Source organism: Pseudomonas sp. OV226 (assembly GCF_003148705.1).
Classification (GTDB): domain Bacteria; phylum Pseudomonadota; class Gammaproteobacteria; order Pseudomonadales; family Pseudomonadaceae; genus Aquipseudomonas.
The window spans coordinates 77,194-90,458 of record NZ_QGGS01000001.1; the positions used below are offsets into that span (position 1 = coordinate 77,194).

The 13,265-nt window shown below is 56.9% G+C and carries 17 protein-coding genes; 7 read left to right on the top strand and 10 right to left on the bottom strand.

The window, feature by feature from the left end:
* Nucleotides 1-254 precede the first annotated feature (254 nt).
* The 5 genes from C7534_RS00425 (at nucleotide 255) to C7534_RS00440 (ending at nucleotide 2,879) form a co-directional block, all read left to right on the top strand.
* The gene (locus tag C7534_RS00425) at nucleotides 255-803 is read left to right on the top strand and encodes a cupin domain-containing protein (RefSeq protein WP_046027697.1); all 549 of its coding nucleotides are present in this window, start codon (nucleotides 255-257) and stop codon (nucleotides 801-803) included.
* Nucleotides 804-917: 114 nt separating this feature from the next.
* On the top strand, nucleotides 918-1,364 hold the full coding sequence (locus tag C7534_RS00430; RefSeq protein ID WP_109784596.1) for an NUDIX hydrolase: 447 nt from the start codon (nucleotides 918-920) through the stop codon (nucleotides 1,362-1,364).
* Between the two features lie 30 nt (nucleotides 1,365-1,394).
* Nucleotides 1,395-1,904 carry a hypothetical protein gene (locus C7534_RS00435; protein ID WP_109784597.1) on the top strand — a complete coding sequence of 170 codons (510 nt, stop codon included), beginning with the start codon at nucleotides 1,395-1,397 and terminating at the stop codon, nucleotides 1,902-1,904.
* A gap of 189 nt (nucleotides 1,905-2,093) precedes the next feature.
* Nucleotides 2,094-2,231, top strand: coding sequence for a hypothetical protein (locus tag C7534_RS32480; protein WP_158283911.1), 138 nt, complete (start codon nucleotides 2,094-2,096; stop codon nucleotides 2,229-2,231).
* A gap of 144 nt (nucleotides 2,232-2,375) precedes the next feature.
* Nucleotides 2,376-2,879: a hypothetical protein gene (locus C7534_RS00440; protein WP_109784598.1), complete on the top strand. Its 504-nt coding sequence runs from the start codon at nucleotides 2,376-2,378 to the stop codon at nucleotides 2,877-2,879.
* 125 nt (nucleotides 2,880-3,004) lie between these two features.
* On the opposite strand, the gene C7534_RS00445 is transcribed toward C7534_RS00440, so the two are convergent.
* The 9 genes from C7534_RS00445 to C7534_RS00485 form a co-directional block, all read right to left on the bottom strand.
* Nucleotides 3,005-3,298 (bottom strand): fructose-bisphosphate aldolase, encoded by a 294-nt coding sequence (locus tag C7534_RS00445; RefSeq protein WP_109784599.1) that lies wholly within the window; start codon nucleotides 3,296-3,298, stop codon nucleotides 3,005-3,007.
* 609 nt (nucleotides 3,299-3,907) lie between these two features.
* Complete coding sequence (locus C7534_RS00450; RefSeq protein ID WP_109784600.1) at nucleotides 3,908-4,126, bottom strand: PLD nuclease N-terminal domain-containing protein; 219 nt, start codon at nucleotides 4,124-4,126, stop codon at nucleotides 3,908-3,910.
* 185 nt (nucleotides 4,127-4,311) lie between these two features.
* Nucleotides 4,312-5,727 carry a purine-cytosine permease family protein gene (locus C7534_RS00455; protein ID WP_109784601.1) on the bottom strand — a complete coding sequence of 472 codons (1,416 nt, stop codon included), beginning with the start codon at nucleotides 5,725-5,727 and terminating at the stop codon, nucleotides 4,312-4,314.
* A 366-nt stretch (nucleotides 5,728-6,093) separates the two neighbouring features.
* Nucleotides 6,094-7,242 carry an acetylornithine deacetylase gene (gene argE, locus C7534_RS00460; RefSeq protein ID WP_109784602.1) on the bottom strand — a complete coding sequence of 383 codons (1,149 nt, stop codon included), beginning with the start codon at nucleotides 7,240-7,242 and terminating at the stop codon, nucleotides 6,094-6,096.
* On the bottom strand, nucleotides 7,239-7,916 hold the full coding sequence (locus tag C7534_RS00465) for a DUF1028 domain-containing protein (RefSeq protein ID WP_109784603.1): 678 nt from the start codon (nucleotides 7,914-7,916) through the stop codon (nucleotides 7,239-7,241). Before C7534_RS00465 ends, argE begins: the two co-directional genes overlap by 4 nt.
* A 152-nt stretch (nucleotides 7,917-8,068) precedes the next feature.
* The gene (locus C7534_RS00470; protein WP_046027689.1) at nucleotides 8,069-8,485 is read right to left on the bottom strand and encodes a RidA family protein; all 417 of its coding nucleotides are present in this window, start codon (nucleotides 8,483-8,485) and stop codon (nucleotides 8,069-8,071) included.
* A 21-nt stretch (nucleotides 8,486-8,506) separates the two neighbouring features.
* Nucleotides 8,507-9,853 (bottom strand): flavin-containing monooxygenase, encoded by a 1,347-nt coding sequence (locus C7534_RS00475; protein ID WP_411740754.1) that lies wholly within the window; start codon nucleotides 9,851-9,853, stop codon nucleotides 8,507-8,509.
* 164 nt (nucleotides 9,854-10,017) lie between these two features.
* Nucleotides 10,018-10,491, bottom strand: a complete 474-nt coding sequence (locus C7534_RS00480; protein WP_109784605.1) for a copper chaperone PCu(A)C — start codon at nucleotides 10,489-10,491, stop codon at nucleotides 10,018-10,020.
* Complete coding sequence (locus C7534_RS00485; RefSeq protein WP_109784606.1) at nucleotides 10,491-11,096, bottom strand: SCO family protein; 606 nt, start codon at nucleotides 11,094-11,096, stop codon at nucleotides 10,491-10,493. The genes C7534_RS00480 and C7534_RS00485 overlap by 1 nt, the downstream gene beginning before the upstream one ends.
* Nucleotides 11,097-11,423: 327 nt before the next feature.
* Here C7534_RS00485 and C7534_RS00495 point away from each other — a divergent pair, with 327 nt between their 5' ends.
* Both C7534_RS00495 and C7534_RS00500 read left to right on the top strand, forming a co-directional pair.
* Entirely contained in the window at nucleotides 11,424-11,534 is a 111-nt protein-coding gene (locus tag C7534_RS00495) for a CstA-like transporter-associated (seleno)protein (RefSeq protein WP_256577239.1), read from the top strand.
* Between the two features lie 145 nt (nucleotides 11,535-11,679).
* The gene (locus C7534_RS00500; RefSeq protein ID WP_109784607.1) at nucleotides 11,680-12,483 is read left to right on the top strand and encodes a hypothetical protein; all 804 of its coding nucleotides are present in this window, start codon (nucleotides 11,680-11,682) and stop codon (nucleotides 12,481-12,483) included.
* A 38-nt stretch (nucleotides 12,484-12,521) separates the two neighbouring features.
* On the opposite strand, the gene C7534_RS00505 is transcribed toward C7534_RS00500, so the two are convergent.
* On the bottom strand, nucleotides 12,522-13,262 hold the full coding sequence (locus C7534_RS00505) for a hypothetical protein (RefSeq protein ID WP_109784608.1): 741 nt from the start codon (nucleotides 13,260-13,262) through the stop codon (nucleotides 12,522-12,524).
* Nucleotides 13,263-13,265 lie beyond the last annotated feature (3 nt).

The window sequence follows — 13,265 nt, forward strand, 5'->3', positions numbered from 1 at the left end:
GCCATCCCCGTCGCCATCAATGCCAGCTGACACACAGCAACCGCCCCTACAGTTTTCACAGCCAAACCCCCTGATATCAGGTCAAAACAACCTTTTTAACTAACCATTTATCGAACCTGCTGAGCAACACGAACAAACGTGATTTAATACCCGCCTTTCAAATTTCCGGGACAGGGAAGCGGTGTTTTTCGCGGCCAAAAGTCGCCCGCCATCCACCCCCATTACCCCTTAAGTAATTCACGCATAAGGCTGTCATGGACACGGGCTCAAGACTCAAATTAGTACGCGAAAGCTATAAAATGTCCCAGCGCGAGCTGGCCCGGCGTAGCGGCGTCACCAATGCCACCATCTCCCTGATCGAACAGAATCGCGTCAGTCCCTCCGTCAGCTCCCTCAAAAAATTGCTCGAAGGCATTCCTATGTCTTTGGCGGACTTCTTTACCTTTGATCAGCCGCCGCGTGAGCACCAATACGTGTTCCGCGCCAATGAACAGCCGGATCTCGGGCGTCATGGGCTGCGGTTGCTGCTGATTGGCGCTTCGGTGCCGAGTCGGCAGATGCGGTTGTTGCGCGAGCAATACGCGCCTGGGGCGAGTTCAGGTGAAGAGCCGATTGTGCACTCGGAAGGGGAGGAGTGTGGGCTCGTAACCCGTGGCACGGTTGAACTGACCGTGGATGGCCAGATCAGTGTGCTCAACGCGGGCGACGGCTACTACTTCCCGACAACCCTGCCGCACAAGTTTCGCAATATTGGCCAGGATGAAGCGGAAATCATCAGCGCCAACACCCCGGCAAACTTCTAACCTCAAAACGGACGCAACCTTGTAGCAGCTGCCGAAGGCTGCGTCCGCATTCAACACCCATGCTGAATGGAAGCAGCTGCTTCAGCGTTTATCTAAAGAAATGGACTTCACCTCATGACCACACCCCGCATCCGCCCCCTCGCACTCTGCATCTTCCATCACGATGGCAAGATCCTGCTCAGCGAAGCCCACGACCCCATCAAAAACCGCCCATTCTTCCGTCCAATCGGCGGTGGAATCGAGTTTGGCGAAACCAGTGCCCAAGCCATTGTCCGCGAAGTTCAGGAAGAACTTGGTTTGGCTATTACTGATGTCCGCTTGCTCGGGACGCTTGAAAACATCTTTACCTACGCCGGCAGGCCGGGGCATGAAATTGTTCAGGTTTACGATGCGAAGTTTGTGGATGTTAGTGCTTATGAGTTGCCGTATTTGGACGGTCAGGAAACCGATGGCGCGACGTTCACTGCGAAGTGGCTGGCGTGGGAGGGCTTTACTGATGACGCGCCGTTGGTGCCGGATGGGCTCTACGATCTACTTAAAAAGGTCGCATTGCTGAATTGATCTCTGTGGCTGTTTGTTGGCGAGGTGCATATGTGGTGGGACGTTATTGTTATAGTGTTAAAAATAATATTTGTTATATGGATGGCTTCATATATTTTCCGGCCTTTTCTTCCTTGTTGGTATAACAATTTTGCTGAGATAATCGGTTATAGATTGCTCGGTGTAATACTTGCTGTTCCTGTTTTTGTCCGAAATGCGTGGGTTGTTTCATCATCCATAATGTATTACTTGGGTATGTTCTCAATTCTCGGGTTGCTTTTCGCGGGTGCATTCCTTTTTGGGTATACGCTGCTGTTAGAGTTAGGCGTGAGCATTCCCGGCCTGTGGCCCTGCTATTCTATTTTAAGCAGAATTGCGCAGAACAAAACCGCCTGGGCTGGCGCCACTACAGTCATTGCTACAACAGTCGCAATCGGTCATATGCAGAATCTCAGATTAACATCAACTAAATTTTATGAAGAAATGAAAAAGTTTGAAAGGGAGGAACGGGAAGCTAGAGAAAAGCAAAGGCAAGAGCGTAAAAGCAAATCTCTTTACTAGTGGAAATGATGAAAGATTTATTTAATAAATAGATCTGTCACCTTTGATTGCGATTGGGGGATTCTGCCATGTATGAAACAGATCATGAAAAACCCGCAGTAATGCGGGTTTTAGTTCCTCTGATTTGCTGCCGGCTCTATCTGGCACTCGGTGAGCCGTACAATCATTGCTTCATGGATCACACTGGTTATGCAGGTTGTGATCGCCGATATACGAGCAGCTACCGACCTTCTTGGCATTGCTGAGTTCACGCTGGTCATGGTCGCTGATGTGGGTGCAACTAATGTCGTCGATCTTCGTCTGGCAGCTTTTTGCCTGCTGTTATAGCTAAGGGTAATGGGTTTTTTTGTGGTTATGCTTGAATGATCTTATTACCTGTCATATTTTACAGGTGTGGAGTGTGTTTTATTTAATTAGTCTGAATGGGCTGAAATGAGAGTGCTCATTTATAAATAAAACAGGATGTCGTTTATGGCCAGTAATAAAACGATTGAAAAAAATGATGTTCGGCTACTAGGTTCGTCATCGAGTGATGACTGGGAGGCTCAATTTGAAATTGAGTTGTCTGACAGGGATTTTGCTGTAGCTACCAGTAAAGTTAAAGTTAATGGCCGTTTTACTGCTTCCGGTCAACGATATTTTTATGGGTTTAATCCAGAGGATGCGCCGAATCATTGGGTGTTTCGCTTGGACTTTGGACACGTAAATTTTAAACCAAGTGTTGATTATAAGGTTGGTTCGGGAGGTTTTAGCGCGCTTTTGATCCAAGGCGGCAGTGAAATGATAAGTGGAGGTCAGTTTGTCGAAGGTACAATGCGATTAAAAGAAGTGGATTTCGAAAAAGGCATAGTAAAAGGGGAGTTTATTAATGTAAGAACCGAAGGGGGGCGCCCTGATGGCACAGAAATGGACCCTGCATATGCGAGAGCTATTAGTTTCGGAACCAAACTCGAAAGGGTAGGGGCTCAGAGTTAGAGAAATATAAATGGCGACAGATCTATTTTTATAGATAGATCTGTCGCCATTTTTTACTATTTTAGTGGAGAAGGTGCGAATTATATTTAATAAATAGATCTGTCACCTTTTTTGTGGAAATGCGGTTACTTACCTTTGGGCGCATCAAATCCACGCTGCTCAATCACCCGAAACACATCACTCACATCTTGGACCATGATCCGGGCGATGTTGGTGACGGTGTTGATGTCGTTTTCGGCGTAGTCGGGGAGGCTGGTGCAGGCCATCAGGTTTAGGTATTTGAGGACGGCGTTGAGGCGTTCGCTGAGGCAGTTGTGGAGTTCGCGTAGCGGGGCGTCGTTGTCGATGAGCAGGACGGGGTAGTCGGTGGCGAATTGGGACATGGGGGTGAAGCGGCGTGGCGGATTGTTCGTAGACATAAAGATGAGCTCTTCAAAGGATTATGTAGCCACCTTTCTGCTGCGAAACAAATAGGTGGCAGCTATGTGTGGGTTCGCAGACCGGAGAAGAGACAAAAGCCGGCAGACCCGAAGGTCTCCCACACACAGCCGCCATAAAACGTAACGGCGGCAAAGTTTGCCACAGTTGTCATTTAGCGGTGCGTCATCTTCTTCAGGGCTGCGAAACCCTATCGCTGACTGCGGTCAGCGACGGCTCGAATATAGGCGTCGATTTTGGTGGCTGCAAACGGGGTTGTAGGACGCAAACTCGAGTTTTTAGCGGGTGGCTGCGATTGAATGCAGTTGGGTCGCGGGCGTGAAATCAAAGGTTGTTTAGTGTCAGGTGAACCGTGTGTACTGGTTTACGGCTGCTGCGCAGCCGGACGCAGGCTTCGCCAGCTGCTACAGGGTTTTGGGTTGTTTAAAAGTTTGGTGAAAAATGGGGCGGCTTCACTGCTCAGCGGGAGCAAGCTCCCTCGTCACAGGGGGCGGTTTCCTACATGTTTTTCGGATGGCCCGAAACGACAAAGCCCCGAATCGTTGGGGCTTTGTGCAATTACCAAAATCGATGTTGCGGATCGTTCGACGTCATTGTCGGTCCTGCGGCGAATGCGCGTTGTGTTCGGTGTTTTTCGGGCCGAACGCTGCCCATGCCAGGACCCCAATCATCGGCACGAACACGATCACCACGATCCACAAGAGTTTGTTGCTCGATTTGCCGTCGGCTTTGCGGACTCTGTTGATTGCCCATAGCTCGATCAGTAGAAGAACTGCCGTAAGTACTATCCAGGTTGTTTCGAATTGCATGGGTCACCCTCCTGATGGTCATGCAGTTAGGTGAGTGATGGTGGGCAGGGTTCATTAATTTTTGGGGTTTTGTGGTTTAGGCATGAGCGGGGTTGCTCGCGATGGTGGTCTGTCAGGTCATTCAATTTTACCTGGCCTTCCGCATTCGCGGGCAAGCCCGCTCCCACATGGAGTTGCAGGGTTAGTTAGATCGAGGTGGCCAGTTTTCCGGTGGCGAGGCGGCGTTTGTAAGCGGTGTCGCGGTTGGCGAGCCAGTAGTAGAGCGGCGAGGTGATCAGCAGGCCGACCAACCAGGACAAATCAGCCCCATTGATGTGCTCCGAAATCGGCCCGACATACAGCGGCGTATTCATGAACGGAATCTGCACCACAATCCCGATCGCGTACGCCAACAACGCCTGTGGGTTGTACCGCCCGTAAATCCCGCCATCGACCTTGAAGATCGAATCAATGTCGTAATGACCTTTGTGAATCGCATAGAAGTCGATCAGGTTGATTGCGGTCCACGGCACCAGCACTACGAGCAGCACCAGCACCATGTCGACGAAGTGGCCGATGAAGTTGGCGGAGGCGCCGACGGCGGCGAAGCAGCAGGCGGCGAGGATCAATACCGAGAGCACGGCGCGGCTTTTTGCGGTGGGGATCCAGCGGTAGGCGAAGGTTTGCACCAGGGTGATCAGCGACAGCACGGCGCCGTAGAGGTTGAGGGCGTTGTGGCTGATGACGCTGAGCAAAAACAGCACGAGCATCAGCGGGCCGATGGAGCCGGTGGCGAGTTTGACGGCGTCCATGGTGTCCATCCCGACGGGCGTGGCGAGGACGGCGACGGCGCCGAAGATGAACGAGAGGCTGGAGCCGAGCACGGTGCCCAGGTAAGTGGTCCAGAACGTGGCGGCCACGGGCACGTTGGCCGGCAGGTAGCGCGAGTAGTCGGAGACGTACGGCGCGAAGGCGATTTGCCAGAGCGCGGCGAGGGACACGGTGGCGAGCCAGCCGGACAGGTTGAAGCTGCCACGGGTGAGGAAGTCGGCAGTCTGCACGTGGGTGAAGATGTAGCCGAAACCGAGCACGATGCCGGCGCCGAGCACCCAGGTGCCGATGCGGTTGAGCACGTGGATGAAGCGGTAGCCAATGATGCCGATGATGCCGGAACCGAGGGCGCCGATGACGATGCCGACCGGCACCGGAACGCTGTCGACGACGCCGTGCAGGGACTTGCCGGCGAGGACGATGTTGGAGGCGAAGAAGCCGATGTACATCACGCCGGCGATCAGCACCACCAGCAGTGCGCCGAGGGAGCCGAACTGGGCGCGGCTCTGGATCATTTGCGGGATGCCCATCTGCGGGCCTTGCGCCGAGTGCAGCGCCATCAGCACGCCGCCGACCAAGTGGCCGACGAGGATGGCGACGATGCCCCACACCAGGTTCAGGTGGAACATTTGCACGCCGAGGGCGCCGGTGACGATGGGCAGCGGGGCGATGTTGCCGCCGAACCAGAGGGTGAACAGGTCGCGGGTTTTGCCGTGGCGATCTTCGGGCGGCACGTAGCCGATGGTGTGTTTTTCAATGAGCGGGGCGGTGGTGGTTGCAGCGGTAACCATGACGGACTCCAAGGCAATTTTGAGTACGTGGACGTACTTCGGTGAGCGCCGCACAGGGCGACGCTTTTCTTGTTGGAGTTGATGATGTGCGGTGGGTGGCGAGAGATAAATTAGTAAGATTGTGGGTATAGACGTTAAAAAATGTATGCCGGTTGGTCGCTAGAAAACTGTGGGATTAGAGGGGGTTGGATCGTCGAAACACCGCGCAACATGTAGCAGCTGGCGAAGCCTGCGTCCGGCTGCGTAGCAGTCGTAAACCCTGCGCACGCGGTCTTTCCCGATGCACCGAGCCGTCAGATTTTACGACTGCTACGCAGCCGGACGCAGGCTTCGCCAGCTGCTACAGGGGGATGTGTAGGGGGCGGATTAGCTGATCGATAGCAGCATCCGTTGCAGCATGGCATCGCAAGCGTTGAGCTGTTCGAGGCTGACGAATTCGTCGGGTTTGTGGCCCTGATCCATGCTGCCGGGGCCGCAGACGACGGTGGGAATTCCGGCAGCGTCGAACAGGCCGCCCTCGGTGCCGAATGCCACGGTGCCGAACGCTCTTGAGCCCGAAAATAAAGCAATCAATTCCGCCGCTTCACTGTGCGCATCCGTCACCAAACCGGGATACGCCGACAACTCGCTGAAGCGGATCTCACTCTGTTCACTCACGGCACGCATGCGCGGCAACACTTGTTGCTCGGCATAGGCCTTGAGCTCCTGCGCAACCTCGCTGGGATCATGCGAAGGCAATGCGCGAATCTCAAAATCAAAACGGCAATCGGCGGGGACGATGTTCAATGCCTTGCCACCAGAAATCACGCCGGTTTGCACGGTGCTGAACGGCGGATCGAACCGCGCATCGTGAAGCTCCGGCGCCTTCAGTCGGTGACCGATGCGTCCCAGCTCACCGATCAATTCAGCGGCGTATTCAATCGCATTGACCCCCTGCGGCGCGTAGGCGGAATGGCACGCTTGGCCGTGAACATCGCAGCGCATCGCCAGTTTGCCTTTATGCCCGAGCACCGGTTTCAGTTCGGTCGGTTCACCGATAATGCACAGCATTGGTTTGACCGGACGCTGTTGCAGTTCCGTCAGCAGCGAGCGCACGCCGAGGCAGCCAACCTCTTCATCGTAGGACAGCGCAATGTGCACCGGCCGGCGCAACGTGGCCTTCACCAGCGACGGCACCAGGGCGAGCACGCAGGCGATGTAGCCTTTCATGTCCGCCGTGCCGCGACCGTAGAGTTTGCCGTCGCGCTCGGTGAGTTCGAACGGCGAAACGGTCCACGGCTGGCCGTCGACGGGCACCACGTCGGTGTGTCCCGACAGCACGATGCCCGGCAGATGCGCCGGGCCGAGGGTGGCGAACAGATTGGCCTTGCTGCGCTGCTCGTTGTAGATCAGTTCGCACGGCACATCGAAGCTTTCGAGGTAGTCGCCAACGAACTCGATCAGGTGCAGGTTGGATTCGCGGCTGGTGGTGTCGAACGCCACCAGCGTTTTCAGCAAATCGCGGCTGTGGCTCATCGGTCATCTCCGGCGACGCCGTAACCGGGGGATTTGTCAGGGGCGAGGGCGCGGTCGATGTAGTCCTGGACTTGTGGACGGTAGGCGTCCCAGAGTTTTTCCAACTGGCAGATCGGGTTTTCGTCCGCCCAATCCACCCGCAGGTTGATGATCGGCCAGGTCAGTTCACCGACCACCACCAATGCCGCCGAATGCACCGGCCCGGCTTCACCGCCAGCCGCGATGGCGGCTTTCATGGCGGCCAGCAAGCGGTCGGCCAGTTGACCTTCGCCGTGCTCGAACGCGTGGACCATGGCTTCGATCACTGAGCGATCCGCCAGCATGTTGCCGGCCGCCACGCATTGTTCGCCGGACACGGCATTGTGGTTACCCAGGGTTTGTGCACCGCTGAAATGCGCGGTCTGGCCCAGGTGGTCAATGGCGGTGATTTGCCGGTATTGGCTGTAGCCGTTGCGGGTCAGGACTTTGTCCAGCGCCTCGGCAGGCGCGAGGCCTTGCTCCATGAGCGCGAGGGTTTCCGGGCCGAGCGAGGGCAGGGTGATGTTTTGCGTGGAGACCGCGCCGACACCCGGAAGCAGCCACGGGCAACGGGCGCCGACGGCGATGCTGGAGGAACTGATCGCAATGCCGAACTGGCCGGTTTCAGGGCAACGGGCGGCGATGGAGAAGGTCATGGTTGTGCTCCTTGTTTAGCCTGGCGAATAAGGTGTCTGGGCGGACGCCATCGCGGGCAAGCCCGCTCCCACAGGGATCTTCAGTGGCCACAGATTTGCGTACGACGACTAACCTGTGGGAGCTGGCTTGCCTGCGATGGTGGCGACCCGGTTTATTCAGGAATCACCGCAATCACATCAATCTCCATCAACCACTGCGGCTGCCCCAGCGCTGATACCACCAGCCCGGTCGAAATTGGAAACACGCCCTTGAGCCACTTGCCCACTTCCTGATAAACCGGCTCGCGATAGCGCGGATCAATCAGGTACGTCGTGGTTTTCACGATGTGGCTGAGATCGCTGCCGGCCTCTTCCAGCAACTGTTTGACGTTGCGCATCGCTTGCTCGGCCTGCGCGCGCGGGTCGCCCAGACCGACCAGGTTGCCTTCGAAATCAGTCCCGACCTGGCCGCGAACATAAACGGTATTCCCGGCCCGCACGGCCTGGCACAAATCGTTGTCCAGGCTCTGGTTCGGGTAGGTTTCCTTGGTGTTGAACATGCGAATTCGGGTATGGGTTGGCGTGGACATCTGAAACTCCTGAATAAAAAATCAAGCACTGACCGTGGTTTTGTGAGCGACCGGCACGCTTTCAGCCTGACGCTGCGCCGTATCGTGGTAGTCGAGGTACGAACGCTGGATGGCGATGTGATCGGCCACGTACTTGGCGTCGTGCCACACCCCCCAGATGAACGAAGAACCGCGACGCGACTGCCATGGCAGCCCGAGGAAATACACCCCCGGCTCACTCGACACACCGCGCTGGTGCGCTGGCTTGCCCTTGTCGTCGAAGGCGTTGACCTTCAGCCAGCTGTAATCGGTGGCAAAACCGGTGGCCCAGATGATTGAGTTGATGCCGGCCTTGGCCAGATCGAGTTCAAGAATCGGATTCTTCACGCATTCCGGATCCGGGAAGGTCATGCGCGCTTCAGGTTCTTCCGGCAGGTCCAGACCATTGCTTTCGATGTAGGCGTCGGCGGCATTGAGCAGCGCCAGGTAGTTTTCATCACCGCGCGCCAGGTTCTCGGCCAGGTTCGGTTGAAACGTCGCCACACTGCCGTTGAACGATTGGGTCAGACCGACAAGGGTCATGCCGCGATGGGCGAGCCCCCGGAAGTCGACCGTCTTGCCGCCATGTGCACCGCTGACCGCGATGGTCACGTGTTCGCGACCGGGTTTCATCGCGGCCTGATCCCATTCACCCAACACACCCAGCCACCAGCAGAAATCGCGGTTGCGGTAGGCGCGAGGCGGGCGGTCGTGCGCACCGACCGAGAGGTAAACCTGTTTGCCGGAGCGCTGCAATTCATCGGCGATCTGCACCCCTGACGAGCCGGCGCCAACCACCAGCACAGCGCCTTCCGGCAGTTGACCGGGATTGCGGTAGTCGGCCGAGTGGATCTGCAAGAACGGTTGATCTTTAGGCGCGATAGGCGGGATTACTGGCGTCTGGAACGGCCCGGTGGCGGCTACCACACGGTTGGCCTCGATCACGCCTTCGGAGGTTTCGATGGTGAAGCCCGGACGGCCGACATTGCGCTCGACTTTGAGCACGTCGACGCCGGTGCGTACCGGTGCGTTGAATTTTTTCGCATAGGCTTCGAAGTAGTCCGCCACGCGCTCTTTGGGGGCAAAGCCGTCCGGGCTGAGGTCGTCGAATTCCAGGCCGGGAAAACGGTCGTGCCAGGCCGGACCATTGGCCACCAGCGAATCCCAACGCCCGGTGCGCCAGCGCTCGGCAATACGGTTGCGCTCCAGCACCAGGTGCGGCACGCCAAGTTTGCTCAGGTGTTCACTCATGGCCACGCCAGCCTGACCGGCGCCAACGATCAGCGTGTCTGTTTTTGTTTTTTCTGTGGTCATCTCTCTACCCTTCGAAGTGGGATTCAGGTCGCTTATGGCCTGCCATCTCTTGGGCTCAAGACTAGGGATCACCCCTGTATCGGTAAAATATTATTAAGCTGGCATTTGAGTATAAATAACTGAGGCAGAACGTTTAGACCCGCCTGGATGGCGGGTCTGGAGGGAGGGTGTTGCACGGTTAGGGCATCACGCCCAACGCCTTAATGCATCTTGCTGTGGTCCATCGTGCCGAGTGCCCGGGCTTCGGCTTGTACTTCGATGGTTTCCTGCTCGCCCTTGGCATTTTTCACGGTCAGGGTCAGCGGCACTTTATCGCCTTCTTTCACTTGAGCCGTCAGGTCAATCAGCATTACGTGGTAGCCATGCGGGTCGAAGTTCACGGGCTTGCCGGCCGGCAGCGGCACAGCGTCGACCTGACGCATGCTCATCACATCGTCTTTCATGCTCATTTGGTGAATCTGTACGGTTTTTGCCGCCGGGGACTGCACGCTCAGCAGGGTGCTGTCGCTGTCGGCTTGCAGGGTCATGAAGGCGCCGGTCGACGGTTGGTCGGCCACAGTCGCGCGAACCCAGGCGTCCTGGACCTGGGTTTGAGCCGACACCTGAAAGGCCAGGCCGATCAGGGACAGGCCCAGGGCCAGTTGTTTGATGCGCTTGAAGGGGGTTGAAGTCATTAGCAGACCTCCATGACGGTGAGCAGGTCTTCTGCGCACTCTTGGGCGGTAAGGGATGCGGACAGGCCCAGGCGCAGATTGCCCCGGGAGTCGAAGACGTAACTGGTCGCGGTGTGGGAGAGAGTGTAGCTGTCACCGTTCGGGCCTTTTTCGAAGAACACGCCGAATTCCTTCGCGGTGGCGGCGGTTTCTTCCAGCGTGCCGTGCAGCGCTTCGAACGTCGGGTCGAACGATTTGACGTATTTGTCGAGCATCTGTGGCGTGTCGCGCTCGGGGTCCAGGGTGATGAAGATCACTTGCAGCTTTTCGCCATCGCGGCCCATCAGTTTTTTCGCTTGGGCGGCGCGGGCCAGGGTGGTCGGGCACACCGCCGGGCATTGGGTGAAGCCGAAGAAAACCATCGGCATCATGCCGCGATAGCTGGTCAGCATCTTCGTTTCGCCGTCGGCGTCCTTGAGCTTGAAGGTACGGCCCATGATGTTGTCGCTGAGGTCCTTGCCGTACTTGTACGACAGCTTGCTGCTGTCATCGCAGCCGACCAACAGGCCGAGGCTCAGCAGGCTCATGCCGCGCAGGACAGTGCGACGGGTATACAACGTACTCATGGGGAAAATCCTGTGTAGCGACGTGAAATCTGTGGCGGCTGATAAATCAGACGAAAAAAGCGGGTGGATATTAACAAACTGTTGCGGTGCGTTGCTCATTGTCGGACCAGCGCTGGTACCAGTACAGAGACAGAACGTGCAGAAAAATACGGATCAGTGGCCATAACGCGATCCCGTAGCAGCTGCCGAGCCCGCGAGGCTGCGTTCGGCTGCGCAGCAGTCGTAAACCCTGAGTACAAGGAGGGCCTGACACACCGCATTTTTTGATCTCACAACTGCTGCGCAGCCGAACGCAGCCTCGCGGGCTCGGCAGCTGCTACAAAGTCGGTGTTACGGCAGCTGCTACAAGATCAGCCGGTCATGAGCCATTCGATGTTTATTCGCGAGCGTCAGGAGGCCCGCTACGGCGGCAAGCAATGCACGACGCGTTGCTGCTGAATGCCTCTGTGAGCGTTGCGCTCAGCACAATATTCTACGGCTGCTAAGCTTCGACATTGCAGCGCCCGAGCCACTTCAGGGCGGGCGTTGCGCGTGGCCATGGAGTACGACGAGTGATTGTCGATAACCTGCACGGAGGCAGGCAATGGTGATCAAGCACGTTGGCAATTCAAGTGCCGAGGGTGTCCCCGGACCACTTGATCGTGAAGAAATGGAGCGGGTATTGGCGCAGCTATTGGCCAGCCCGGTGTTTTCCAAGTCCCGGCGAATGGGCAGTCTGCTGCGCTTTCTGGTCGATCATGACCTTCAATGTCCGAACATTGCGCTCACCGAGCACGCCATCGGCCTGGCGGTGTTTCGCCGTGATCCGGCGATTTACTGCACGGGCGATGATCCGGTGGTGCGCGTGCAAGTGGGGCGGTTGCGACGCAAGCTCACCACCCATTACGCCACCACCGGCCAACAAGACGCGATACGCCTGAGCATACCGGCCGGGTGTTATCGGCTGGCTTACCAGCGGCTCAGGCCCAAAGGGATCGCGACTCGCCATCCGGTCTTGCAGATTCAGCCATTCACCTGCATCACCCGCGACGGCGATGACTTCGCCCGGGGCTTGTGCGAAGAGTTGAGCTGTAAGCTGTTCGAGTCATTCGAGCAGACGCAAAGCCTAGGCAACCACGTATTGATGAAGGTCGCGCGCAACAGCGTCAAAGCCCCGGACCTGGTGCGGGCCGGGCGCGGCAGTTATTCACTGGAGGGCAGCGTGCGGGTTGAATCGACCCGGGTCCGGGCTTCGGTGCGCCTGATCGATATTGCGCAGGGGCGAATTCGCTGGTCAGAGCAGTTTGATCGCAATCGACCTTACGGCATCGCCACTCAGGAAGATTTGGCGGAGTCTATCTGCCAGTCATTGACCGGGTATTTCGCCCGGGGCGACGGTGACGCTTGAGAAAGCGGGGCAACCGCAAGGTCGCCCCGGATGCCGTGTTACACGACGGTCCAGCTGCCGCCGGAGTAGAGGCGGGTGGCAGTGTTGTCGAAAGTCAGATCGATTTCGACGGATTGAGAGCGCGAAGTGCTGAACATGGTGCTGGTCTGCACGTTCTGTTCGAACCAGACCAATATGGTTTCGACCGGGGTCAACACCGTGGAGCCGGTGACGATCTGATTGGAAGCCACGTAGATTGGCGTGCTGACCTGCTTGCCATCGATGCCGGTGGACAATTGGCTGATGCCTGGGTGGATCGCGCCGTAGTTATTGATCAGGGTAATCGATGTGTCAGGGCCGCCGGTCGTCGCCGAGCCAAGCAGGCCGGAAGTATCAAGCACTGACTGTTGACCCAGGCCGATGTTGACGATGTTGGTCGAGACATCCACTTGCACGTTGGCCTGGAACGAGTTGGAACCGAATAGCTGATATTGCGGGGTCCAGCTGAAGGTGCTGTTACTCAAGTATTGGACATAAGACTGCCAGACCACGTTATAGGCTTCGGTACCGACTTTCTTGGCAAAACACAGCTTGTAGCCGGACTGTTTCAGCGTGGTCAGGTCGCCGGATGTGATCTGGATCTTCACCGATTTTTGCGTGGCCGCCAGGGTTGAGGTCAGGACCTTGCTGTAGTCGGTGGTTTTCAAGGCCGTTGGTGCGGCCATGATCGATTTGACGGCCGCCTGCACGTCATCATGCAGCTGTTTTTGATGGGCACTTACCGCAGTGGATTTACTCATGAT